Below are 25,561 nucleotides of genomic sequence, written 5' to 3'. Positions count from 1 at the left end.
GTCAGCCCCGGCCGGGTGGCCGGAGCCGCACGTCGGCCGCCGCCGGGACCCTCGGGTTCCGGCGGTGGCCGGCGCGGCGCGGCGCGGGGACCAGGTGCGGACGCACCGGTCCGGCCGCCTCGAGGAGCGCGGGCCGGTCCGGCGCGGGCCGGGGCAGCACGGCCAGGATCACCACGAGCAGCGCCATCGAGACGAGGCCGTCGAGCCAGTAGTGGTTGCCGGTGACCACCACCACGAACGCGGTCACCAGTGGATGGACCAGCCAGAGCCAGCGGCGGCGTCCGGCGGTGACCGCCATCAGCGCCAGCGCGATCGCCAGCGCCCAGCCCACGTGCAGGGACGGCATCGCCGCGTACTGGTTGCTGAGCTGGTCGGTGTCGGGCGGTCCGTAGACGCTCGGGCCGTACCGGGTGCCGGTGTCGACCATGCCGGTGAGCGCGGTCAGCCGCGGCGGGGCGAGCGGGACGCACACGTGCAGCACCAGCGCCACGGCGGTCAGCGCCGCCAGGGCCCGCCGCAGCCGCAGGTAGTGGGCCGGGCGGCGCAGCCAGAGCCAGACCAGGCAGAGCACCGTGGCCGGGAAGTGGACGTAGGCGTAGTAGACGTTCGCCAGCCGCACCGGCACCTCGTGCGGCAGCAGCGGGGCCTGCACCGCCGCCTCGTCCGGCAGGCGCAGCAGCCGCTCCAGCCGCCAGATCCACTCGCCGTTGGCCAGGGCCAGGTCGGCGTGGTCGGCCACCACCTGCCGGCCCGCCTTGTAGACGAGGAAGAGCACGGCGACGAGCGCCAGCTCACGCGCGGCCCGCCGCCATGCGGCGAGGCGCGGGGGCACGGCCCGCGTGGTGTCCACGACTCCTCCTTCGGTGCCTCCCGGCACGGAACAGGGCCGCCGCCGGGGTCGGCGACGGCCCTGGGGGTACGGGCTCAGCGGCGGGCGCGTTCCTCCCGGCCGGCCGAGTCCACGCTCACCTCGTCGAAGGCGGGCGCGCCGTCGACGGCGTCCGCTCCCACCGCCACCGACCGGCCGCTGTCCGGCAGATCGAGGCTGGAACGCAGGGTGACCGGGCGCAGCAGCAGCGCCGCCACGATACCCACCACCGCGATGGCGGCCGAGATCAGGAAGATATGCCCGGTTGCGTCCCCGTACGCGGCCCGCACGATCTGCCGTACCGGCTCGGGCAGCGCGTCGAGGTTGAGCGTGCTGCCGCCGCCTCCGCCGGAGGCGGGGATGCCGGCCGCGGCGAGGTCGCCGGTGATCCGGTCGGTGACCCGGCGGGCCAGCACCGCGCCGAGCACCGACACGCCGATGGTGCCGCCGAGCGAGCGGAAGAACGCCACGCTGGCGCTGGCCGCGCCGATGTCCTTGAGCGCCACGGTGTTCTGCACCGCGAGCACCAGGTTCTGCATGGTCATGCCGACGCCCACGCCGACGATGAACATCGCGATGCCGACGAAGACCAGCGACGTGTCGTGGTCGATCGTGCCGAGCATGGCGAACCCGATGACCAGCACGACCGCGCCGAACACGATGTACGGCTTGACCTTCCCGGTGGCGGTGATCATCCGGCCCGCCACGATCGAGGAGATCAGCACGCCGACCATCATCGGGATGGTCAGCAGACCGGCCTCGGTCGGGCTGTAGCCGCGGCCGATCTGGAAGTACTGGCCGAGGAAGACCGCGCCGCCGAACATCGCCATGCCGACCGCGAGGCTGCCGAGGATCGCCAGGGCGGTGGTGCGCTCGCGGACGATGTGCAGCGGCACCACCGGCTCGGCGGCCCGCGACTCCACCCAGACGGCGAGCGCGAGCAGCAGCACCGCGCCGCCGACCATGGCGCCGGTCTGCCAGGAGGCCCAGGCGAACGAGTCGTCGACGAACGAGATCCAGATCAGCAGCACGCTGACCCCGGCGGCGATCAGCGCGGCGCCCAGGTAGTCGATCTTGACGTTGTCCCGGCGCGCGGTGGGCAGGTTCAGGGTGACCTGGAGCAGGAACAGCGCGACGACCGCAACCGGCACGCCGACGAAGAAGCACCAGCGCCAGCCGAGCCACGAGGTGTCCACGATCAGGCCGCCGAGCAGCGGGCCGCCGACGGTGGCCAGCGCCATCACGCCGCCCAGGTAGCCGTTGTAGCGGCCCCGCTCGCGCGGCGGGATCATGGCCGCGATGGCGACCTGGACCAGCGCCTGGAGGCCACCCACGCCGATGCCCTGGAAGGCCCGGGCGCCGATGAGCTGCCCGGCGCTCTGCGCGAAGCCGGCCGCGACCGACCCGACCAGGAACACCACGATGGCGACCTGGATCAGCAGCTTCTTGTTGAACAGGTCGGCCAGCTTGCCCCAGATCGGGGTGGTCGCGGTCGCGGTGAGCAGGGTGGCGGTGACCACCCAGGTGTACTGGGTCTGCGAGCCGTTGAGCGCTCCGATGATCTTCGGCAGAGCTGTCGAGACCACGGTGCTGCTCAGCATGGCCACGAAGAGCACGAGCAGCAGACCGCTGAGCGCCTCCAGCGTCTGCCGCTTGCTCATGGGCGCGGCCTCGGCCGTCGCGGTGGGTGCGCTCATGCGCGCGTCCTCCAGGTGTGTCGATGCGGGTTTGGCCGCTTCGTTGCCTAAAGCAATCAACACCAAACCTTGCCCGTCGGGCAAGTTTGCCCATTGAGAAATGGCTCACCTACGCTTGTCGCCATGGAGGAGTGCACCGGGCTGCGCGAACGGAAGAAGGCGGCGACGCGTCAGGCGTTGCACGAGGCGGCGCTGTCCCTCGCCGTCGAGCACGGCCCCGACCGGATCACCGTCGAGGCGATCGCCGACGCCGCCAACGTCTCGCGGCGCACGTTCTCCAACTACTTCAGCGGCAAGGAGGAGGCCCTCTTCCACGGCGACACGCTGCGGCTGCGCCGGCTCCTCGCGCTGGTCGCGGAGCAACCGGCGCAGCTGCCACCGTGGGCCGCGCTGACCCGGGCCGCCCTGACCCAGGCCGAGGACGGCTACGACGACCCGGCCGAGCCCTGGCTCAACCGGCGCCGGCGACTGCACGGCCAGCCGAGCCTGGCCGCCCACCAGGTCGCCGCGTACGCCGCACTGGAGCGGGAGATGGCCGCGGAGCTGGCCCGCCGTCTCGACGGACCCCAGGCGGCGCTGCGGGCCCGGATCATCGCCGCGACGTTCCTCGCGTCCCTGCGGATCGCCGCCCAGGAATGGCTGGAGCACCCCGGGCGGCCGTTGCGCGACGTGCTGCGCGACGTGCTCGCGCACGCCGCTCCGGCGGCCGGCTGAGCGCACCCCCGTCCGCCGCACCCGGTCGGAGCGGTGGAATGGCCGGCGAATGCCGCACCCCGCCTGACCTGGGCTGACACACTCGCCCGGTGGGTGGCGACCGGTGGCGCAAGGGGCTCGGGCCGGCGACCGGCGTCGCCCCCGCCACCCGGGTCGACCGGTTCGAGATCTTCTTCGACCTCGTCTTCGTGGTGTCCTTCTTCATCATCACGCGCGCCACCGCCGCCAACGTGACGCTGCGGGAGCTGCTGCACGCGCTGCTGGTGCTCGCCGTGCTGTGGTGGTGCTGGGTGGTACACAGCGCGGTGGCCGCCCGGCTGCGCCTCGGCGAGGGCTTCGTGCCGATCCTCATGGTGGTCGGCATGATCGCGCTGTTCACGTTCGCGCTCGCGCTGCCGCAGACGTTCGGTGACCTGGACAAGGGCAGCGCCGGGCCGATCCTGGTCACGGTCAGCTACGTGGTGATCAGGGCCGTGCACACCGCGCTGTACTGGTACGCCACCGGCGACGACCCGCCGGCCCGCCGCAAGCTGCGGCTGTTCCTGCCCGAGGCGCTGATCTCGGCCGCCCTGCTCCTGGTGGCGGCGCTGCTGCCGCCGCGGGTACCCGCGGACGTCGGCCCGTGGCTGCGCGACGGACTGTGGATCGCCGTGGTGGCCATCCAGTACAGCAGCGGGCTGCTCGCCGGCACCGACGGCTGGAAGATCACCTCGGCCGAGCACTGGACCGAACGGTACGACCTCATCCTGATCATCGCGCTCGGCGAGTCGGTCATCTCGGTCGGCGTGGGCGGCAACCTGCTCGGTCAGCCCGTGACCTGGCCGGCGATCCCGGCGGCGATCTTCGGCATCCTGTTCACCGCCGCGCTCTGGTGGGCGCACTTCGACATGATCGGCCCGGCCGCCCGGATCGCGCTGCACGCCGCCCAGGGCCACGCGCGGGTGACGCTGGCCCGCGACGCGTACGCCTACCTCTACCTGCCCATGATCGCCGGCGTGATCCTGTTCGCGATCGGCGCCGAGGAGCTGGTGCGGATCGTCACCGACCCGGCCGGCGGAGCGATGGAGCGCGGCCACGGGCCGGCGGTGCCGCTGCTCTTCGGTGGTGTGCTCGTCTACCTCGCCGCCAACATGGCGTTCCAGTGGCGCGCGCTGCGGACGCTGTCCTGGACCCGGCTCGGCACCCTGCTCCTGCTCGCCGCTGTGCTGCCGGTCGGGCAGCACCTGCCGGCGCTCGGCGCGCTGGGCCTGCTCACCGCGATCTGCGTGGCCCTCGTCGCGGCCGAACTGGTGATCTTCGCCGATTCCCGGGTCGCGTTGCGCCGGCTGATGCACGAGGAGAAGGCGAGCGCCGAGGAGAGCGAAGCTGCCTGGCGGGCCCGCTGGCGCGACGACGGTGACAGCGCCCCGCACCGACCTTGACACAGGCCCTAGAGTCTCCGCGTGATCGAGATCGTCACCGAGGTCGACCTGTTCCACCCGCCCGCCCGGACCTGGCGGGCGCTGACGGAACGCGCGCTGCTGGCCAAGTGGTTCGCCGACAGCTCGCCCGGGTCCGACCGGTGGGTGCTGGCCACCGCCGCGCTGCCCGGGTACGACACCGACACCGAGGTCGAGACCGTCGAACTGCGCGCGCCGCACCGGCTGGTCGTCCGCTGCCGGGAGGCCGGCCGGGCCACCCGCCTGGCCTGCGACCTGACCCCCACGGCACACGGCACCCGACTGTCCGTGCGCGAAGTGCTCGAAGAGGGCGACTGGGACGCCGACGCCCGAGCCGAGCAGCACGAGCAGGCGGTCACCGGGCGGCTGCCGGCCATTCTCGACTGGCTGGCGTTCCAGAACGTGGACCTGCGCCGGGCCGAGGGCGGGCTGACCGCCGAACTGCCTGTGGTGCGGCTGCTCGGCGAGGAGCGCCGCCGCTCCCGGCGACGCCCGGTGCTGCTGGCGGCCGGCGCGGTGACGCTGCTCGCCGCCGCGGGCGCCGCAGCGGCGCTGTGGGCCACCGGTGACAACCCGAGCGCGCCGGCCGCGTTGCCGCCGTCGGCCCCGCTCGCCGTGCCGTCGGAGGCCGAGCCCGCCGCCCGGCCCACCACGGCCCGGCCCACGCCGAGCGCCAGCCGCCGCAGCGCCTCACCCTCCTCGTCCCCGTCGCCCACCCCCAGCCGTACGCCGAGCCCGACGCCCTCCACTGTGGTGACGGCTCCGTTGAGCGCCACGTACGAGACGGTCAACGACCGGCTGTTCGGCTACCGGGGCGAGGTGGTGCTGCGCAATCCGGGTCCCGCGCCGCGCCCGGAGTGGACGGTCACCGTGACCCTGCACGGCGGCGCGACGGTGGGCAGCGTCAACGGGGCCGAGGCGGCACAGGACGGCAGCGTGGTCACGTTCACCGGGGCCGCGTTGCCGGGCGGTGGGTCCGTCACCATCCGGTTCGACGTGCGCGACCCCGACCCGTCGCACAACGCCCCCGCCGGCTGCGCCGCCGACAGCACCCCCTGCACCCCCGCCTGACCCTCACACTCCCCGCCCCACCCCCCTTTCACCGCGCTGATCATGAGGTTGAACCGCGGTTCCGTCCGCATTGACGGCGGCCAACTTCATGATCGTCGGTCCGGGCGAGGGCGGGCGTGGCTTCCGGCGCGTGGGGGCGCGGGCCTTGATGCGGTGGGTGCGGAAATGAGTTGTTGAGTGCATGGGAGCGCTCCCGTAACATCCCTGACGCGGCTGTTAACGCTCACAAAACAATCGCCACCGCCAATGCCAGAGCCGCCGCCCCCGCAGGAGGTAAATTCATGTACAGATCCAGGTCAGTCAATGCCATATTGGCATCGGCCGGCGCCGCGCTGCTCGCGTCGGCGTCGGTCGCCGTGGCGCAGCTGCCCGCCGGGGCCGCCGCCGCGGGCTGCTCGGTGAACTACGCGATCTCGTCGCAGTGGCAGGGCGGCTTCGGCGCCAACGTCACCATCACGAACCTTGGCGACCCGGTGTCGAGCTGGACGCTGACGTGGTCGTTCGGTGCCGGGCAGACGGTGACCCAGTCGTGGAACACGAGCCTGACCCAGAGCGGGTCCGCGGTCACCGCGCGCAACGTCGACTACAACGGGTCGATCCCGACGAACGGCAACACGTCGTTCGGATTCAACGGTTCCTGGACCAGTAGCAACCCGGTGCCGACCAGCTTCGCGCTCAACGGCGTGACCTGCACCGGCACCACGACGCCGACCGGCGCACCGACCACCGCGCCACCCACCACGGCGCCGCCGACCACGGCGCCGCCGACCACTGCGCCTCCCACGACGCCTCCGCCGGGCGGTACCTGCAACCTGCCGTCGTCGTACCGGTGGTCGTCTTCCGGCGTGTTGGCGCAGCCGCGCTCGGGCTGGGTGTCGTTGAAGGACTTCACAGTGGTGCCCTACAACGGGCAGCACCTGGTCTACGCCACCACGCACGACACCGGGACGAGGTGGGGGTCGATGAACTTCGGCCTGTTCTCCAACTGGTCGCAGATGGCCTCCGCCAGCCAGAACGCGATGTCCTCGGGCACCGTGGCGCCGACGCTGTTCTACTTCGCGCCGCGCAACATCTGGGTCCTGGCCTACCAGTGGGGACCGACCGCGTTCTCCTACCGCACCTCCAACGACCCCACCAACCCCAACGGATGGTCCTCGGCGCAGCCGCTGTTCACCGGCAGCATCTCCGGCTCCGGCACCGGCCCGATCGACCAGACCCTGATCGCCGACGACCAGAACATGTACCTGTTCTTCGCCGGTGACAACGGCAAGATCTACCGCTCCAGCATGCCCCTGGGCAACTTCCCCGGCAGCTTCGGCTCCAACTACACCACCATCATGAGCGACACCACGAACAACCTGTTCGAAGCCGTGCAGGTCTACAAGCTGCAAGGCCAGACCCGCTACCTGATGATCGTCGAGGCCATCGGCTCCCAGGGCCGCTACTTCCGGTCCTTCACCGCCACCAGCCTGGGCGGCTCCTGGACCCCGCAGGCCGCCACCGAGTCCAACCCGTTCGCCGGCAAGGCCAACAGCGGCGCCACCTGGACCAACGACATCAGCCACGGCGAGTTGATCCGCACCACCGCCGACCAGACCTTCACCGTCGACCCCTGCAACCTCCAACTGCTCTACCAAGGCCGCTCCCCCAACTCCGGCGGCGACTACGGCCTCCTGCCCTACCGCCCCGGACTGCTCACCCTCCAGCACTGAGCCGGACCGTCGAGGAGAGAAGGTCGAATGAGAAGGCACAGAACGACCCGTACCGCGGTGTTGTCGGCCGGTGCGGTCCTGCTGGCGTCCACCGCGATGGCCGCGGCGCTGCCGGCCGGGGCGGCCGCCGCCGGATGCGCGGTGACCTACGCCGTGTCGTCGCAGTGGCAGGGCGGCTTCGGCGCGAACGTCACGGTCACCAACCTCGGTGACCCGGTCAACGGCTGGACGCTCACCTGGTCCTACGCCGCCGGTCAGACCGTCACCCAGGCGTGGAACGCCACTGTTACCCAGAGCGGAGCGGCTGTGACCGCCCGCAACGTCGACTACAACGGGTCCATCCCGACGAACGGCAACACGTCGTTCGGGTTCAACGGGTCCTGGACCAGCAGCAACCCCGCGCCGACGAGCTTCGCGCTCAACGGCGTGACCTGTACCGGCGGCACGACGCCGACGTCGCCGTCCACGTCGCCGTCCACCTCACCGACGAACTCGCCGACCAGCTCGCCCACCAGCCCGCCGCCCACCGGGGCGGCGGACATCACCGTCAACACCACCAGCCGCTACCAGACGATCGACGGGTTCGGCGCCGCCGTGTCGATCTGGGGCGGCGCGTGGTCGACGGCCGAGACGCAGACGCTCGTCGGGCTCGGCCCCAACCAGCTCGGCCTGTCCATCGTGCGCACCGGCATCTCGCCGGTGTCCGGCGAGTGGGGCACCCAGGCCAGCGCGCTGCGGACGGCGAAGTCGTACGGGTCGAACGTGAAGATCATGGCGTCGCCGTGGACCGCTCCGGCGGCCTGGAAGACGAACAACAGCCGGGTCAACGGCGGCAAGCTGCGCACCGACTACTACGACGACTACGCCAACCACCTCAACAGCTACGTCCAGTACATGCGCAACCAGGGCGTGACGATCGACGTCACGTCCGTGCAGAACGAGCCGGACTGGCACCCGGACTACGACTCGATGGACTGGAGCGGCACCGAGCTGCAGACCTTCGTCCGGGAACAGGGCGCCAAGGTGCAGAACACCAAGCTGATGGTCGCCGAGGCGGTGAACCTGAACTACGGCTACACCGACCCGACGCTCAACGACGCGGCGGCCCGCAACAACATCGGCTACATCGGCGGGCACCTGTACGGCACCGAGGCGTCCGGCCGGCTGAAGCCGTACACGCTGGCGCAGCAGTACAACAAGCCGGTGTGGATGACTGAGTGGAACCTGCACGAGGCCGACGGCGGCGGCTCCAACATCTGGGGCAACCCGGCCAACGCCGCGGCCTGGAACGAGACGCTCGACGACATCATGCGCACCGTGCACAAGTCGATGGAGTCGAACTGGAGCGCGTACGTCTGGTGGTACGGCAAGCGCTACTACTCGTTCATCGGTGACGGCGAGTCCGCGTACGGCACCGTGGCGGGCGCGCCGCTCAAGCGCGGGTACGCGTTCTCGCAGTACTCGAAGTACGTCCGGCCCGGCTACCAGCGGGTCGCCCTGACCAAGAGCTCCAAGGCGTCGCCGCTGGAGGTGACCGCCTACTCCGGTGACGGGAAGGTCACGCTGGTGATCCTCAACCGGTCCACCAGCGCGGTGAACAACGCGATCATCCAGGCGCCGCAGAACGTCAGCCGGGCGGAGTACGTGGCCACGTCTCAGAACGCCAGCGCGGCGAGCCAGCCGGTCGGCGTGAACGGCAACCAGGTCACTGTGAACGTCGGCGCGCGGAGCATCTCCACCGTCGTGCTCACCCTCTGACCGGGACACGAAGAAGGGCGGAGGGCGGCCGGATCGGCCGCCCTCCGCTCGTGTGTGACTGCTAGCTGGCGTACGTCTCGAACTCGCCGACCCTCGGCGTACCGTTGGAGCTGTTGATCTTGAAGTTGATCTTCTTCAGCGAGATCGCGCCGAAGGTGATCTGGCCGGCCCCGTTACCGGAGGCCAGTACCGCGCCGGTGTCGTTGTTGACGAGCTGCCAGGACCCGATCGAGCCCGAGGTGCCGGACGGCTCGCGGATGACCACGCGGGACACAGTGGTGGCCGACCCCCACTTGATCGAGACGGTGCCCGTGGACCCGGACGGCGACCAGTAGGTGCTCAGGTTGCCGTCGCGCACGTTGCCGTAGCTGGTGCCGTCGGCCTTGCTGGACCCGTCGGCGCCGGCCCCGGAGACGAGGCTCAGGTTGGTCCCGCCGGACGGGGGCGGGGTGGTCGTCCCGGGCGGCGGCGTGGTGGGTGCGGGCGTGGTCGGGGCGGGCGTGGTCGGCCCCGGCGTGGTCGGGGCCGGGGACTGCGGCGTGCAGTTGCCGTCGGAGACGCGCAGGCCGGTGTTCGGGCCCGCCGTCTGCCGCACGATGTCCGGCACGCAGCTCGCCGCGTCCAGACGGAACGAGTACGGCACGCTGACGGTGGTCGTGGACGTCACGTTCGGCCCCGCCGGGTAGTTGTCGCTCCCGGGCGAGGACCAGGTCACGTTGTCGAAGATGTTGCCGCTGACCTGCCAGGTGCCACGCTCGCTGGTGTAGAACGTGCCGAGCACGTCCTTGGAGTTGCGGAAGTAGTTGTTGTCCACCTTGGCCCGCGCGCCGGCCCGGGAGTTGATGCCCGACTCGTGCAGCCCGGTGTAGTGGTTGTTGAACATGTGGGCGATGCCGCCGCGCAGCAGCGGCGTACGGGAGTCGATGTTCTCGTACAGGTTGTGCTCGAACGTGATGTAGCCGTTGCCGCGGTCGCTCTCGCTGGACCCGATGAGGCCGCCGCGCCCGGAGTTGCGCAGGATGCTGTACGACAGCGTCACGTACTGGGTGTCGTCCTTCATGTCGAACAGGCCGTCGTAGCCCTCCGACTCCCCGCCGGACGCCTCCAGCGTCACGTGGTCGACCCAGACGTTGCGGACGCTGCTCTCCATGCCGATCGCGTCACCGCCGTTGGAGGTGGGCGAGCCGGACTTCTTGACGTTGCGCACCGTCACGTTGCGGATGATGATGTTGCGGGAGTCGCGGATGTGGATGCCGAGCTGGTCGAAGACGGCGCCGCTGCCCACCCCGATGATGGTGACGTTGCTGATCTGCTTCAGCTCGATCACGCCGTCGGCGGTGTTGCAGCTCGATCCGGAGACCTTGCTGGTGTTGCCGTGGTTGATGGTCCCGGTCACCTCGATGATGATCGGGGTGCTGCTGCTGGCCCGCCCGCACAGCGCCGCGTGGATCGCGGTGCCGGTGGTGGCGCGTACCGTCTGCCCGCCCGCGCCACCGGTGGTGCCGCCGTTCTGGGTGGCGTAGCCGGTGGCGCTGCCGGCCGCCGCCGACGCCTGCGGGGACGGGAGCGCCACGGCGACGGCGATCCCGACGACCGCCGTGGCCAGTGCCGCGTGGAGTCGCAGCGCGACTGGTCTTCTCATGTCGCCTCATTCCTTTTTCGAGCACGCGGGAATTGCCGCCGAGCAGCGGCTAGTCACCGAATGGGATAGCGAGGAGCCGCGACGCGATCAGGCGCGTCGCCGGCGGATGTCGTCATCTGCGATGCCCGGGTCGCAAACGAAACATCGATGTAACGCGATCGTATGAAAGCGCTTTCGCTCAGGGCAAGAGGTAGCGTTTGCAGGTTTTTTGCACTGCTCAGGGCGGCCGGACGCCAGGGGCGCCACCTTGACGCGATGCGAGATCGATGGTTGCCTGCACCTCACCCTCGCATCGACGTTTGTCTACTCATGCCCCCACGAGGAGCGCCATGTCCCGATCCCGCAGGACCCGTACGTCGGCGGCAGTCGCCGGCGCGGTCGCCGCCGTCCTGGCCGCCTCGCCGGCCCTCGCCGCGCCCCTGGAGACCGCGGCGGCCGCCGGCAACACCTGGAGCGCCGACCTGGCCGGAATCGACTCCGACGACGTCAACGTCCGCTGGACGGGCACGGAGCTCCGCCTCGCCGACGCGGCGCACCGGCCCGCGGCCCGGCGCGGCATCGCGGCCGAGGGCACGCTCGTCGTCGCGCCGCATTCACTCGCCGCCCCGGCCAACCGGGTCCGGGCCGACGTCGTCGCAGGGCCCGCCCGCGACGGCGCCGTCGAGGTGGCGGCGCGCGGCTGGCGATCCGGCGCGTGGACCGAATGGCGGACGGTGACCGGAGCGGCCGTCTTCGACCAGCCGGTCACCCTGGTGCAGATCCGGGTGGTCCTCACCGCCGACCGGCCGTCCGCCACGCCCAGCCTGCGCACGGTCCGGCTCACCGCCGACTCGGTCGCCGCCGTCACGGCCGCCACACCGGGCCTCACCTACCGGGTGTACGCCACCCGCGAAGGGCTCGTCGGCGGCACCACCGCCAACGGGCACGTCATCGTCTCGCGGGACCACTTCGTCGCGCTGCCCTCGGCCCGCGGACTCGCGCCGAAGAACACCGGCGACTACACCGTGCGGGTCTGCACCACGACCCGCAGCCGCTGCGAGTACGCCCCGGTCTGGGACATGGGGCCGTGGAACACGAAGGACGACTACTGGAACCCGGGCAGCGTCCGGGAGATGTGGAAGGACCTGCCGCAGGGCCGGCCCGAGGCGCAGGCGGCGTACCAGAGCGGCTACAACGGCGGCCGGGACCAGTTCGGACGCGTGGTGGGCAGCCCGGCCGGCATCGACCTCGCCGACGGCACGTTCTGGGACGGTCTGCTGCTGACCGACAACGCCTGGGTCGACGTCGCCTACCTGTGGACCGGCACCGGCCCCCGGGGCCGGATCGGTAGCGGCCCGCTCAACATCCGCTCCGGCCCCGGCACGGGCAATCCCGTCGTCGGCCTGGCCGCCACCTACGCCAACGTGCCGATCGAGTGCTCCGTCACCGGCCAGTCGGTCAGCGGCCCGTACCGGACCACCAGCCAGTGGAACCGCCTCGCGTCAGGACACTTCGTCAGCCACGCGTACGTCTCCAGCGTGACCGGCACCATCGCGCCCTGCTGACGACGCCCCGCCCGGGGTAGGCCGGCCTGCTGAGGACGACCCGCCCCGGGCGCGCGCCGGCGTCGCGCCGCTGCGGGTGCGCTGGATGAGCACGACGCAGGCGAGCACCGCACCCGCCACCACGAGCGCGCCCGGCGTGACCGCCTCACCGAGCAGCACTGCCGACCAGATCAGCGTGAGCACCGGCTGGGCGAGCTGGATCTGACCCACCCGGGCGATGCCGCCCCGGGCCAGCCCGGCGTACCAGGCGAAGAAGCCGAGGAACATCGAGACCACTGTGAGGTAGCCGAACCCGGTCCAGGCGGCGACGCCGCCCTGCGGCCGGTGGACGAACGCGGCAACCGCCGTGACCGGCACGGTGACCGGGAGCGACAGCAGCAACGCCCAGCAGATCGTCCTGGCGCCACCGAGCTCGCGGGCCAGCCGGCCGCCCTCGGCGTACCCGAGTCCGCAGAGCACCACGGCGGCGAGCAGGAAGAGGTCGGCGGGCGCCAGCGTCCCGCGGATCGAGCCGCCGGCGGCGAGGAACGCGAGCACCAGCGCCAGTCCGGCGGCGCTGGCGATCCAGAACAGCGGCGGCGGCCGTTCCCCGGCCCGCAGCACCGCGAACACCGCGGTCATGGCGGGTAGCACGGTGACCACCACCGCGCCGTGCGCCGATGTCTGTGTGGTGAGCGCCAGCGAGGTGAACAGCGGGAAGCCGACCACGACGCCGAGCGCGACTATCGACAACCGTCGCCACTGGTCCCGGGTGGGGCGTGGGGCGCCGGTCACCCGCAGGTAGGCCCACGCGAGCAGCGCCGCGCCGACCGCCCGTCCGAACGCGACGAACCAGGGGTCGAGCGTGTGCACCGCGACGCGGGTGGCCGGCAGCGACATGCTGAAGGCCAGCACACCCAGCGCGCCGAGGACGACGCCGGCGCCCGGCCTCACCGTTACCGTCGTTGGTGCAGTAGCGCTACTCTGTGCCGTCATGAATGATGGTAGCGCTATCGAGCGTGTCGTCCGGCATCTGGGTGCGCTGGCTTCGGATGCCGCCCCCGGCACGCGGCTGCCGTCGGTACGGGAGCTGACGGCGCACCATCGCGTCTCCCCCGTCACCGTCGCCGAGGCGACCCGGCGGCTCGTCGCCGACGGCCTGATCGAGACACGGCCGGGCCGTGGCGCGTACGTGGCGAACCGCCGCGCCGACCCGCCACGGGCGGACCTGTCGTGGCAGACCGTCGCGTTGGGCTCGCGGCGGGGCGGCGAGGACGAGATGCAGGCCCTGCTGGCGTTACCGCCCTCCGGCGCGATCCCGCTGACCGGCGGCTACCTGGACCCGGACCTCCAGCCGGCCGCCGCGCTCGGTGCTGCGCTCGCCCGCGCGGCCCGGCAGCCGGCCGCGTGGCAGCGCGGCCCGGTCGAGGGGCGCCTCGACCTGCGCGCCTGGTTCGCCCGCGAGGCAGGCGGCGGCCTGCGCGCCGAGGACATGGTGATCTGCCCGGGCGGGCAGGCCGCGCTCTCCTCGACGCTGCGGGCGCTCACCACTCCCGGCGACACGGTGCTGGTCGAGTCCCCCACCTACCTGGGCGCGCTCGCCGCCGCGCGCGCCGCCGGGCTGCGGGTGGTGCCCGTGCCCGCCGACGCCGACGGGGTACGCCCCGACCAGCTCGCCGCCGCGTTCGCCCGCACCGGCGCCCGCCTATTCTACTGCCAGCCGTTGTACGCCAACCCGCACGGCGCGACGCTCTCCCCCGCACGGCGCACCCAGGTCGCCGAGGCGGCGCGGGAGGCCGGGGCGTTCCTCATCGAGGACGACTACGCCCGCGACCTGACCATCGACGGCGAGGCCCCGCCACCGCTGGCCGCCGACGACCCGGACGGGCACGTCGTCTACCTGCGTTCGCTGACCAAGTCCACAGCGCCCGGCCTGCGCATCGCCGCGATCGGCGCGCGCGGACCCGCCGGGGTACGGCTGCGCGCCACCCGCCTGCTCGACGACCTCTTCGTCGCCGGACCGCTGCAACAGGCCACAGTGGAGTTCCTCACCGCGCCGGCCTGGGACCGGCACCGCCGCAGCCTGCGCGTGCAGCTGCGGGCCCGCCGCGAGGCGCTGCTCGCCGCGCTGGACCGACATCTGCCGTCGCTGACCCCGCGCGACGTCCCGCGCGGCGGCCTGCACCTGTGGGTACGCCTGCCCGACGGCGCCGACGACGTAGCGGTGACAGCGGCGGCCGCCGCGGCGGGCGTCACCGTCTTCCCCGGCCGCCCCTGGCACGCGGCAGAACCCCCCGCCCCGCACCTGCGCCTCACCTACGCCGCCGCCCCACCCGAGCAGATGGACGAGGCGATCCGCCGCCTCTCCACCACCCTCCCCCACTGACCGCGGCGACGGCTCACACCGCCGTCGATCTTGGACTTGTGGTGCCTCATATTGTCGACTTCGCCCCGCTATCAGAGGTGCCACAACTCCAAGATCGGCGTTCGGCCCGCCCGCCCTCACGCCCACCCCGCCCCCAAGCCCGCGATCTTGCAGTTTGGTGCCCCTCATACCAGGAGCAATCCGGCATCGCCGGGGCCGGAAGTGCAAGATCGCGGGGGTGGGAAGGGGCGGGGCGGGGGTGGGGTTAGTTGCGGGTGAGGGTGAAGGTTGTTGTGGTGTTCTTGATGTCCTGGGCGTTGTCGGTCAAGCGGAGGTTGGTGAAGGTCGCCGCGCCGACAGCGGGGCCCTGGCCCGCCTCGGGCATCTCGTTTGCCCAGATACCGAAGCCGGACTTCGCGTCGAAGGCGTCACCGCTGCGCCGCGCCCCGGAGATCGACACGTTCGTCAGCACCGTGTCGGTGATCGGGTTCTCCGGCTGGCTGCCGTTGTACTTGGTCTGGAACATGATCCCCGAGTACGTCGGATCGACGATGTCCACATCGCTCACCCGGATGCCACGGAACTCCTTCGACGCGGAGAACAACCACATCGCGGGGAACGTCTGAGCCCCCCAGAAGTGCCCGCCGGAGCGGATCAGCGAGATGTTCTCGAACCGGGTGGGCGGGCTGGCGCCGAACCCGACGAACGGGTAGCCGAAGTCCAGCGAGCTGATCGTGATGCCCGAGTACGTGAGCTGGTCGGCGATGTACAGGTTGCGGAACACGTTGTCGTGGCCGCCGTACACCGCCAGCCCGGCCGCCCGCCAGGTCAGCGTGGCGGTCAGGTTCTCGAACACGTTGCCGTGGTTGCCGCCGGAGCCGCCCTGGTCGGTGGCGGAGAACAACGCGAACGCGTCGTCGCCGTTGGAGCGGCCCTCCGAGTTGGTGACCAGGTTGTTCGTGCTGCCGTTTGTCATGTTCACGGCGTCGGCGAAGGTGTTGCGGAACCGGCTGTCCCGGATGGTCAGCCCGTCCACGCTCACCCCCCAGTACGCGCAGACGGTGTGCTCCACCCAGACGCTGTCCAGCGTCAGGTCGTCCACGTCCTTCAGCTCGCCCCACACCTTGCCGGGACCGTCGATCCGGTTGGTGTAGTTGCCGAAGAACGCCAGGTGCGCGAAGGTCGACCCGCTCGCCGAGGACTCGACCCGGAAGCCGGCGTCGGTGTTCTGCTGGTTGCGTGGCGTCTGGAACCGGGTGAACCACATGCCGGCGCCGACGACCTGCACCGCCTTGCCGTACACCTGGAACTTCTGCGCCGTCTCGTACGTGCCGGTGGGCAGGTAGACGCCGATCAGCGTGCCGGTGGTGTCCATCCGTACCGCGTCGAGCGCGTTCTGCACATCGGCGTGGCTGAACCCGGTGGGCACCTTGTAGCGGGCCGGGTCGGGGTTGGCGCGCGGCGACACCAGTTCGGTGTTGACGAAGTCGATCGCGTACGTGGTGGTGTTCGCCGGGTCCTTCTGGAGCCGGATCCGGCTGCCCGCCGGGACCGTGGCGTCGAGCAGCACGTTCGCCTCGTCGTACAGGTGCCGGGGCGCGCCCGCGCTCGGCGAGTCGCTCGGCCCGGCCTCGGCGCCGTACAGCCAGATGTGCTTCGAGGTGAGGCTCATCGGCTTGTGCAGCACCCCGTTGACGTAGACGTTGATCGTCGAGTCGATCCCGCCGCCGCCCGGGGCATCCGGGATGGAGAAGCGGGCGACCAGCGCATTCGCTGCCGAGCGGGTGGTCCACTCGACGTACGCGCCGGTGGTGTTGAGCGTGACCGCGCGGCGGCCGGACGCCTCCCCGGCGAGGTCGCCGATGGTGCGGTTCGGGCCGATCACCTGCGCGCCGCCGCCGGTCGTGCCGTCCTCGGCCTCGTAGGCGTCGTACGGCAGGTTCGCCCCGCGGCCGACGAACAGCGCGCGCTCGCTCGTGTTGTTCTGCCGCTTCACCGGCAGTTCATTGGTGTCGTCGGCGAGCACCACCCGCACCGTGTACCGGCCGTTGGCGGCCGTCCAGGTACCAAGCGACACCGGGCCGGCGGTGCCCCCGGCCGCGATCGTGCCGCTGTACGAGGCGGTGAGCGTGCGGACGACCGCGCCGGACTGGTCGCGCACTGTCAGCGTGATGCCGTGCGCGCCGCTCGCCGACGCGATGGTGCCCTGGTTGCGCAGCGTCACCGCGAAGGAGACGGCCGCGCCGGCGCTCGGCGTGCCGGGTGACCAGGTGACGGCGGAGGCGACCAGGTCGGAGCTGGCGACCGGGCTGACAGTCAGCGGGGTCGGGCTGGTGTACGAGTTGTTCGCCTCGTTCTGCTCGATCACCGCGTTCGCCTCGTCGACCTTCGCGGTGAGCGGGTAGCTGCCGGCGTCGCGTACGCCGATGGTCGCCGAGACGGTGCTCGACGCCCCGGCGGCGAGCGCGCCGACGGCGGCGGTGCCGACCTTCGTCGTACCCAGGTAGAGGTTGACAGTGGTGGCGGCGGAGGCCGCGGTGCCGGCGTTGCGCACGGTGGCGGACAGCGTGATCGCGTCTGTCTCCACCGGCGCGGACGGCGCGGCGGTGACGGCGGTGACGGTGAGGTCCGGGTTCGGCGCCGGGACGCCGATGACCTGGAGTTCGGCGACCTGGCCGTTGGAGGAGCCGGAGTTCGCGGTGAACTGGAGCCGGACGTCGGCGGCGGTCGCCGAGACCGGGACGGTCACCGTGTTGGCGCTGTTCGGGTTGAAGGAGTACGTGGCGGAGCCGGCCAGGCTGGTGAACCCGGACGCGGACTGTTCCCGGCCGAGCACCTGGAACGTCTGGGTGCGCGCGCCCCACGCCGGGTCCGGGTTCAGCTTCACCACTACCGCGCTGATGGCGGCGTTGGCGCCGAGCGCGACGGTGAGCGTGCTCGGGTATGCGCCGGGCGCGCCCTCCCAGTACGTGGTGACGTCGTTGTCGACGGCGTTGGCGGCGGCGAACACGTGCACCATCGACGACGCGGTGGCGGGCTTGCCGGCCGCCAGGTTGGTGCCGCCCGTGCTGCTGCCGGTACGGGTGACGGTGTTGCTGTTCGCCGACACGTTCCCGGCGGCGTCACGGGCCCGCACGTGGTACGAGACGGTGGCGTTGTCCGGCTGGCTGTCGGTGTACGTGAGCGTGGAGCCGCTGACTGTGGTGCGCAGCGTGCCGTTGGCGTACACCTCGTAGCCGGTGACGCCGACGTTGTCGCTCGACGCGGTCCAGGTCAGCCGGACCTGCCCGCTCGCCGGCTGGGTGAAGGCCAGGTTGCCGGGCGCGGTCGGGGCAACCGTGTCACCGGTGTTGCCGGTACGGGTCACCGTGTTGCTGTTCGCCGACACGTTCCCGGCCGCGTCCCGCGCCCGCACGTGGTAGGCCACTGTGGTCCCGGCCGGCTGGGTGTCGGTGTACGTCAGCGTGGAGCCGCCGACAGTGGTGCGCAGCACGCCGTTCGCGTACACGTCGTAACCGGTGACGCCGACGTTGTCGCTCGACGCGGTCCAGGTCAGCCGCACCTGGTCGGTGGACGGCTCGGTGAACGCGAGATTGCCCGGCGCGCTGGGCGCCTGGGTGTCGCCGGTGACCGGGCCGTAGATCTCCAGCTCGGCGAGCTGCCCGGCGGGCCAGGCGCTGTTCGCGGTGAACAGCAGCCGTAGGTGGCGGGTGGAGGCGGTGGGCACGGTGACCGTCACCGTGTTGCCGCCGCCCGGGTCGAACGCGTACGACGCGGAGCCGACGAGCGTGCCGAACGTGGAGCCGTTCGTGCTGCCCTGCACGGTGATCGTCTGGGTGCGTGCGCCCCAGCCGGACGGCAGCCGCAGCACCAGCCGGTTGACGCTGGTGGCGGCGCCCAGGTCGGCCTGGATCCACTGCGGGAACGCGTTGTTCGGGCTCTCCCAGTAGGTGGCCGCGTTGCCGTCGTTGGCGTTGCCCGCGCCGTACACGTCGGCGTGGCCGCTCTCGGTCATGGTCCGGCCGAGCGCCAGGTTGGTCGAGGAGGTGGCCGCGCCGTACACCTCCAGGTCGGCGAGCTGCGCGGCGGCCCAGCCGGTGTTCGCGGTAATCACGACCCGCAGGTAGCGGGCGTCGGTGGCGGTGAAGCCGAGCGTCACGGTGTTGGCGGCGGCCGGGCTGAACGTGCGGGCGGCGGACGCGACGACAGTGGTGAAGCCGCTGCCGTCGGCGCTGGCCTGCACGGACAGCGTCTGGTTGCGGGCCTCCCAGGCGGCCGGGAGTTTGAGCACGACCTGGTCGACGGCGCGGCCGGTGCCGAGGTCGACCTGCGCCCACTGCGGCAGCGCGCCGCTGCTCTCCCAGTAGCTGCCCTGGTTGCCGTCGGTCAGGTTGGCCGCGACGTAGGGGCCGTTGACGCTGCTGGCGGCGGCGGTGCGCCCGGCGGCGAGGTTCGGGCCGCCGGCGGCGAGGGCCGGTGGGGCGGGGGCCGCGGTGACGACCAGGCCGACCGCAGCGAGCACCGCGACGATTCCGGTACGGAGTCTGGACATGGTGGACGGACACCTTCTTCCCGGGGGAGGTGGAGAGGCGTTCGGGGGTGGGGGTGCGGTGGCGCGGCGGGGACCGGCGGTGGCCCCCGCCGCGCCGGGTCAGGAGGCGTACACCTCGAACTCGGACAGCTGGCCGGCCGGCCAGCCGGTGTTGCCGGTGAAGGTCAGCCGCACGAAGCGGCTGTCACCGGCGGGCAGCGCGATCGACACGCTGTTGCCGCCCGCCGGGTCGAACGTGTAGCCCGCCGCCGTCTTGAGCGTCGAGAACGACGAGCCGTCGGTGGAGCCGAGCACCGCCACTGTCTGGGTACGGGTCTGCCAGGCCGCCGACGGGGGCAGCTTCAGCACCACCCGGGCCACCGGCCGGGCGCTGCCCAGGTCGACCGTCACCGACTGCGGGAACGCGTTGTTGGCGCTCTCCCAGTAGCTGGCGGCGTTGCCGTCGACAGCGTTGCCGGCGGCGTACGTCTGGGTGGTGCTGGTGGCGGTCGCCGGCAGGCCCAGGGCCAGGTTCCCGCCGGCCGGCGGCGGCGTGGTCGGTGGTGCCGTGGTGGGGGGCGCTGTCGTCGGCGGCGCGGTGGTGGGCGGCGGCGGGCTGGTGGGCGGCGGGCTGGACGGGCCGTTGCCCCACTGCGGCTGCGGCCACGGCCCGCAGTACGGGGTGGACGTGTACCAGCCGGAGTTACCGGTGCCCTGGGTGATCTGGAAGCCGCTGCCGACGCAGTTGTGGATCGGGTTGGACTGGGCGATGCCGGTGGCCCGCACGTTCGTGAACCGGACCTGGCTGGGCGCCTGCACCTGGAGCGCGTACGTGCCCGCGCCGTCGATGCGCACGTTGTCGAACGAGATGCCGCTGGTCTGCCCCTCGATCCAGTGCAGCGCCGCGTACGAGCTGTCCAGGATGTCGGTGTCGGTCACGGTGACGGTGGCACCCTGGATCGGCTCGTTGAGCGCGGAGAACCAGATCGCGCCCACGCCGAACTGCCAGTTGTAGTCGGAGTTGCCGTTACGGATCAGCGTGTTGCGGGCCACCGTGATCGTGCCGGCCACCGCCGTCGGCCCGGTGACGCCCGGGTAGCGGTTGGCCACGTGGATGCCGCCGCCGTTGGTGACCGAGTCGGCGGTGACGTTGTCGGCGATGGTGATGTCCCGCCCGCCGTAGGTGACCAGGTGATTGGCCAGGATCGTGACGCCGATGGTGTTGCGGGTGAAGGAGTTGCCGACGTTCGGCACGCTCTGCGCCCACATGGCCAGCGCGTCGTCACCGGTGTTGCGGACGAACGTGTTGGTGACTGTGGAGTTGGTGACGCCCCAGTGGAAGTTCACCCCGTCGGCGGTCTGGTCGAGGATGCGGCTGTTGCGGATGGTGAAGTTGTCCATCGGGCCGTCCATCCAGGCGCCGACCTTGGTGTGCTGCAACCACAGGTTGTCCACCACCGAGTTCGTCATCGCGCCGCCGACGGCGTTGACCTGGTCCTCGTCCACGCGTTCGCGGATGTCGCCGATGATCGCGAAGTCCCGCAGCGTGACGTTGCGGCTGGGCCCGCCGGCCTCGTGCGGCCGGATCTCGCCGGAGTAGCCGCCGCCCGGCACGTACTTGCCGTAGATGCCGGCGGCACGCTTGCGGTCGGTGGGGTGCCGGCCGCCGAGCACCGAGTACCAGGGGCCGGCGCCGCGCAACGTCACGCCGTCGACCACCACGTGGTCCCAGAGCGTGAACGTGCCGGCCGGGATCCACACCGCCCGGCCCTGCGCCTTGCCGGCGTCCACTGCGGCCTGGAATTTCGCCGTCGAGTCGGTGGCGCCGGTCGGGTCGGCGCCGAAGTCGGTCACCACGTCCAGCACGCCGGACGGCTTGGTGATCTGCGCCCCGACCAGCTCGAAGTCGGCCAGGTCGATGGTGAACGTGGGTGACTGGGCGGTCGAGGAGACCTGGAGGCGGATCTTCGTGCCGGCCGGGTAGGTGGCGCCGAACATGGTGCGGGTCTCGTCGTAGAAGTGGTGCGGGTTGGTGTCGCCCGGGTTGTTGTTGAACGGGTAGCCGCCGTAGTACCAGCCGTACCGGGAGGTGACCGGCACCGCCTTGACCAGCGTGCCGTTGGCGCGCAGGTCGATGGTGGCGTCCCGGCCGGTGCCGGCGGCGTTGTCCGGCAGGCTGTACCGGAACGTGACCGCGTTCGCCGGGGCGGTGAGCGTGAACTCGACGTACTCGCCGACGGCGTCGAGGGTGACCGCCTCGCGGCCGGACGCCTCGGACGGCAGCGTGCCGTAGCGCCGGTCGGGGCCGATCTTCGTGCCGTTGTGGGCGGCCTGCTCGGCCTCCTGCTCCCGGAACGGCACGGTGGCGCCGCGGCCGGCGATGTCGAACGGGGACAGTCCGGCGGCGGACGCCGGAGTGGCGGTCGTGGTCAGCGCCACCACGACGAGTGTCGAGGCGGCGAGCGCGGCGGCGGCCAGGGCGGCCACGCCTGTGGTGCGGTGGCGGTGGGCGGTGCGGTGCTCGGCCATGCGGGGTGTGCTCCCTTTCGTCGGTGGCCAGATCCCCCGTGCGGCGTTGCCTCTCCTTCCTCCTCCCCAGGTGTGCGGCGTGGCGGCGGCCGGGACGGGCCGCCGGGTGTCGCTGCGGCGCCGGCGGCGGGACGGGGCCGCCGGCGCCGCGGTCAGGCCGATCGGGTACGCAGCCAGACCGCGGTGTCCGGCGGCAGCCGGTCGTCGTCGAGTGGCCCGCTGGCGAGCAGCAGCTCGTCGTGCCCGGGCAGCGGCACTGCTGCGTCGCGCAAATTGACCAGGCAGGTGAAGCCGGGCTCGCGGGCGAACGCGAGCACGCCGTCCGGTGCGGGCAGCCAGGCCAGCGTGCCGTCGCCGAGCGCGGGTTCGGCACGGCGCAACGCCAGCGCGGCCCGGTACAGCTCCAGCATCGAGTGCGGGTCGCCGGTCTGGGCGCGGACGGTGCGGTCCTTCCAGTCGGCCGGCTGCGGCAACCAGGGCGCGGCGGCCGCGCCATCGGGGCTGAACCCGAACGGCGGCGTGTCGCCCTGCCAGGGCAGCGGCACCCGGCAGCCGTCGCGGCCCGGGTCGACCCGCCCGGACCGCTCCCACATCGGGTCCTGCCGCAGCTCGTACGGGATGTCCTCGACCTCCCAGAGGCCCAGCTCCTCGCCCTGGTAGACGTAGGCTGCGCCGGGCAGCGCGAGGGACAGCAACGCGGCGGCGCGGGCCCGTCGGGTACCCAGCTCCAGGTCGGTGGGGATGCCCTCACGCTTGGCGGCGAAGCTGAACCGGGTGTCGGCGCGGCCGTACCGGGTGACGTGGCGGGTCACGTCGTGGTTGGACAGCACCCAGGTGGCCGGGGCGCCGACCGGGGCGTGCGCGGCGAGCGTGCCGTTGATGCTGTCCCGCAGCGCCGTGGCGTCCCAGGCGCAGCCGAGGAAGTCAAAGTTGAACGCGGTGTGCAGCTCGTCCGGGCGCAGGTAGTTCGCGAACCGCTCCCGGTCGGGCAGCCACACCTCGCCGACCAGCGCCCGCCCGCCCGGGTAGGAGTCGGCGATGCGCCGCCAGGCGCGGTAGACGTCATGCACGCCGTCCCGGTCGCGGAACGGGTGCGGCCGGTCCGGGTGGACCTCCGGCAGCGCGCCGTCCTTGACCAGCAGCCCGGCCGAGTCGATGCGGATGCCGTCCACGCCCCGCTCGAACCAGAACCGCAGGATGTCCTCGAACTCGTCGCGTACCCGGGGGTGGTCCCAGTTGAAGTCGGGTTGCTGCGGGGCGAACAGGTGCAGGTACCAGTCGCCGGGCGTGCCGTCCGGGTCGGTGGTGCGGGTCCAGGTCGGTCCGCCGAACTCGCCGGTCCAGTCGGTGGGCGGCAGCTCACCGCCCGGTCCCCGGCCGGGGCGGAACCAGAACAGGTCCCGCTCGGGCGCGCCCGGCCCGCCGTCCAGGGCGGCCCGGAACCACTGGTGCGCGTCGGAGCAGTGGTTGGGCACCACGTCGACGATGCTGCGGATGCCGAGCGCGTGCGCCTCGGCGATCAGCGCCTCCACCTCGGCGAGCGTGCCGAAGACCGGGTCGATGTCGCGGTAGTCGGACACGTCGTAGCCGGCGTCGGCCATCGGCGACGGGTACCAGGGGCTGAACCAGATCGCGTCGACGCCGAGCGCGGCGAGGTGCTCCAGGCGGGACCGGATGCCGGCGACGTCGCCGATCCCGTCGCCGTTTCCGTCGGCGAAGCTGCGCGGATAGACCTGGTAGATAACCGCGGAGCGCCACCACGGGCTGTTGTCGGCCATGGACACGGGCACCTGCTTTCTGCGGGGTCGGTACTGCGGCGGCGGGCATGCGGCGGGCTTGCGGCGGCGCCCGGTCAGCCCTTGAGGCCGCCGGTGGTCAGGCCGGACATGATGTTGCGCTGGAAGATCAGGAACAGCACGACAGTGGGGATCGCGGCGATCACCGACGCGGCGATGACCACGTTCATCGGGGTGCCGCCGGCGAAGGCGTAGATGCCGACGCTGACGGTCCGCGTCTCCGGCGACGGCATGACCAGCTTCGGCCAGAGGAAGTCCTTCCAGACCGCCGTCACCGCGAAGATCGCCACCACGCCGAGGATCGGGCGGGACATCGGCAGGACTATCGACCAGAGCGTGCGCAGCGGCGAGGCGCCGTCCATCACGGCGGCGGCCATCAGGTCCTCCGGGATCGAGTCGAAGAACCGTTTCAGCAGGAAGATGTTGAACGCGTTCGCCACCAGCGGCAGCCAGATCGCGAACGGCGAGTCGAGCAGGTTGACGTGCACGATCGGCAGGTCGATCACCGTGACGTACTGCGGGACGATGAGCACCATCGCCGGGATCATCAGCGTCGCCAGCATCATGCCGAGGATCAGCTTGCCCAGCACCGGGCGCAGCTTCGACAGCGCGTACGCCGCGGCGGTGTCGAACACGAGCTGGAACAGCACCGCCCCGGTCGCGTAGTAGAACGTGTTGAACAGCAGCTTCGCCAGCTCCAGGTTGGTCCAGGCGTCCACGTAGTTGCGCGGCTGCGGATCGCGCGGGAACAGCGTCGGCGGGGTCTGGGCGATCTCCTGGCCGGACTTCAGCGCGCCGGTGACCATCCAGTACAGCGGGCCGAGGAAGACCAGCGTGAACCCGGCGACGACCACGGAGAGCACCGCCCAGTAGAGGACGCGGCCGCGACCACGGCGTAGCTGGGCGTGGGAGATGAGGGTGCGGGTGGTGCTGTCGGCGGCCATGTCCTAGTCCTGTCTCGCGGTCAGTCGCAGGTAGACGGCGGAGAACCCGGCCAGCACCACCAGCATGATCACGCCGAGCGCGGCGGCGCCGTTGAGGTCGTTCTGGAAGAACCCGTGCTGGTAGATCAGGTACGCCACGGAGGTCGCCGAGTCCTGCGTGCCGGCGCCGTTGGCGAGGATCAACGGCTCGATGAACAACTGCATGGTCGCGACGATCTGGAGCATCGCCAGCAGCGCCAGGATCAGCCGGGTCTGCGGGATCGTCACGTGCAGGATGCGCCGCCACACCCCGGCGCCGTCGATCTCGGCGGCCTCGTACAGCTCGCCGGGGATGTTCTGCAACGCGGCCAGGTAGATCAGCACGGCGCCGCCCATGTTCATCCAGGTCGACGCGATCACCATGGCCGGCATCGTCATCGTGGGCGACTGCATCCACTCCGACGTGGGCAGTCCCAGCGCGGTGAGGATCGCGTTGAACAGCCCCGCCTCGCTCGGGTCGTACGCGTAGAACTTGAACAGGAACAACGCGGACGCCGGCGGCAGCATCACCGGCAGGTAGACGAGCACCCGCAGGTAGCCCTTGGCGTGGCGCAGCTCGTTGAGCAGGATCGCCACGAAGAACGGCACGGCGTAGCCGAGCACCAGCGCCAGGCCGGTGAAGACGAACGTGTTCTTCCAGGCGGTCCAGAAGCTCGGATCGGCGATGATCCGGCTGTAGTTGTCCCAGCCGACCCAGGTGGTCTCGCCGCGCCGGGTGCGCTGGAAGCTCATCACGACGCCGCGGACCATCGGGTACCAGGAGAAGACGGCGAAGCACGCGACCGCGCCGATGAGGAACGCGTGCCCGGTGAGGTTGTCCCGTACCTTGCGGCCGAGGCCGGCGCGGCGTGCGGCGGTACGCGACGGCGTCGGCGCGACCGGGCCGGTACGGCGGGTGGCGCCGGGGGCGGTGGTGAGCGCCAAGGCGACTCC

Annotated in this window: 16 protein-coding genes; 7 read left to right on the top strand and 9 right to left on the bottom strand. The window is 71.7% G+C overall.

Annotated features, from left to right (window positions below):
* Position 1 precedes the first annotated feature (1 nt).
* Positions 2–850, bottom strand: a complete 849-nt coding sequence (locus FHU28_RS18670) for a phosphatase PAP2 family protein (RefSeq protein ID WP_184685834.1) — start codon at positions 848–850, stop codon at positions 2–4.
* Positions 851–924: 74 nt separating this feature from the next.
* Positions 925–2,565, bottom strand: a complete 1,641-nt coding sequence (locus tag FHU28_RS18665; protein ID WP_184685833.1) for an MDR family MFS transporter — start codon at positions 2,563–2,565, stop codon at positions 925–927.
* Positions 2,566–2,688: 123 nt separating this feature from the next.
* Here FHU28_RS18665 and FHU28_RS18660 point away from each other — a divergent pair, with 123 nt between their 5' ends.
* From FHU28_RS18660 to FHU28_RS18640, 5 genes are all read left to right on the top strand, one after another.
* Complete coding sequence (locus FHU28_RS18660; RefSeq protein WP_184685832.1) at positions 2,689–3,279, top strand: TetR/AcrR family transcriptional regulator; 591 nt, start codon at positions 2,689–2,691, stop codon at positions 3,277–3,279.
* A gap of 89 nt (positions 3,280–3,368) precedes the next feature.
* Positions 3,369–4,700 (top strand): low temperature requirement protein A, encoded by a 1,332-nt coding sequence (locus FHU28_RS18655; RefSeq protein WP_184685831.1) that lies wholly within the window; start codon positions 3,369–3,371, stop codon positions 4,698–4,700.
* 21 nt (positions 4,701–4,721) lie between these two features.
* Complete coding sequence (locus tag FHU28_RS18650) at positions 4,722–5,789, top strand: SRPBCC domain-containing protein (RefSeq protein ID WP_184685830.1); 1,068 nt, start codon at positions 4,722–4,724, stop codon at positions 5,787–5,789.
* Positions 5,790–6,070: 281 nt separating this feature from the next.
* The gene (locus tag FHU28_RS18645) at positions 6,071–7,501 is read left to right on the top strand and encodes a non-reducing end alpha-L-arabinofuranosidase family hydrolase (RefSeq protein WP_184685829.1); all 1,431 of its coding nucleotides are present in this window, start codon (positions 6,071–6,073) and stop codon (positions 7,499–7,501) included.
* A gap of 27 nt (positions 7,502–7,528) precedes the next feature.
* Positions 7,529–9,259: a cellulose binding domain-containing protein gene (locus FHU28_RS18640; RefSeq protein ID WP_184685828.1), complete on the top strand. Its 1,731-nt coding sequence runs from the start codon at positions 7,529–7,531 to the stop codon at positions 9,257–9,259.
* A gap of 61 nt (positions 9,260–9,320) precedes the next feature.
* Here the strand turns inward: FHU28_RS18640 and FHU28_RS18635 are convergent, their stop codons facing one another.
* The gene (locus FHU28_RS18635; RefSeq protein WP_184685827.1) at positions 9,321–10,901 is read right to left on the bottom strand and encodes a pectate lyase family protein; all 1,581 of its coding nucleotides are present in this window, start codon (positions 10,899–10,901) and stop codon (positions 9,321–9,323) included.
* A 329-nt stretch (positions 10,902–11,230) separates the two neighbouring features.
* Between FHU28_RS18635 and FHU28_RS18630 the strand changes: the two genes are divergently transcribed.
* Positions 11,231–12,445 (top strand): hypothetical protein, encoded by a 1,215-nt coding sequence (locus tag FHU28_RS18630; protein WP_184685826.1) that lies wholly within the window; start codon positions 11,231–11,233, stop codon positions 12,443–12,445.
* On the opposite strand, the gene FHU28_RS18625 is transcribed toward FHU28_RS18630, so the two are convergent.
* On the bottom strand, positions 12,383–13,378 hold the full coding sequence (locus FHU28_RS18625; RefSeq protein ID WP_184685825.1) for a DMT family transporter: 996 nt from the start codon (positions 13,376–13,378) through the stop codon (positions 12,383–12,385). The two genes, FHU28_RS18630 and FHU28_RS18625, sit on opposite strands and share 63 nt — an antisense overlap.
* A gap of 40 nt (positions 13,379–13,418) precedes the next feature.
* Here FHU28_RS18625 and FHU28_RS18620 point away from each other — a divergent pair, with 40 nt between their 5' ends.
* Complete coding sequence (locus FHU28_RS18620; protein WP_184685824.1) at positions 13,419–14,810, top strand: aminotransferase-like domain-containing protein; 1,392 nt, start codon at positions 13,419–13,421, stop codon at positions 14,808–14,810.
* A 244-nt stretch (positions 14,811–15,054) separates the two neighbouring features.
* On the opposite strand, the gene FHU28_RS18615 is transcribed toward FHU28_RS18620, so the two are convergent.
* The 5 genes from FHU28_RS18615 to FHU28_RS18595 all read right to left on the bottom strand — a co-directional run bounded on the left by FHU28_RS18615 (position 15,055) and on the right by FHU28_RS18595 (position 25,552).
* Positions 15,055–19,341, bottom strand: coding sequence for a discoidin domain-containing protein (locus FHU28_RS18615; RefSeq protein WP_184685823.1), 4,287 nt, complete (start codon positions 19,339–19,341; stop codon positions 15,055–15,057).
* 99 nt (positions 19,342–19,440) lie between these two features.
* Positions 19,441–21,849, bottom strand: a complete 2,409-nt coding sequence (locus FHU28_RS18610) for a discoidin domain-containing protein (protein ID WP_184685822.1) — start codon at positions 21,847–21,849, stop codon at positions 19,441–19,443.
* Between the two features lie 152 nt (positions 21,850–22,001).
* The gene (locus tag FHU28_RS18605; RefSeq protein WP_184689695.1) at positions 22,002–23,627 is read right to left on the bottom strand and encodes a glycoside hydrolase family 13 protein; all 1,626 of its coding nucleotides are present in this window, start codon (positions 23,625–23,627) and stop codon (positions 22,002–22,004) included.
* Between the two features lie 74 nt (positions 23,628–23,701).
* Positions 23,702–24,589 carry a carbohydrate ABC transporter permease gene (locus FHU28_RS18600; protein WP_184685821.1) on the bottom strand — a complete coding sequence of 296 codons (888 nt, stop codon included), beginning with the start codon at positions 24,587–24,589 and terminating at the stop codon, positions 23,702–23,704.
* Between the two features lie 3 nt (positions 24,590–24,592).
* The gene (locus FHU28_RS18595; protein ID WP_184685820.1) at positions 24,593–25,552 is read right to left on the bottom strand and encodes a carbohydrate ABC transporter permease; all 960 of its coding nucleotides are present in this window, start codon (positions 25,550–25,552) and stop codon (positions 24,593–24,595) included.
* Between the last annotated feature and the right edge of the window lie 9 nt (positions 25,553–25,561).

The sequence above is a fragment of the Micromonospora echinospora genome (assembly GCF_014203425.1).
GTDB lineage: Bacteria > Actinomycetota > Actinomycetes > Mycobacteriales > Micromonosporaceae > Micromonospora > Micromonospora echinospora_A.
The sequence above is the reverse complement of the archived record's forward strand: the minus strand, read 5'-3'. Positions and strand labels throughout refer to the sequence as shown.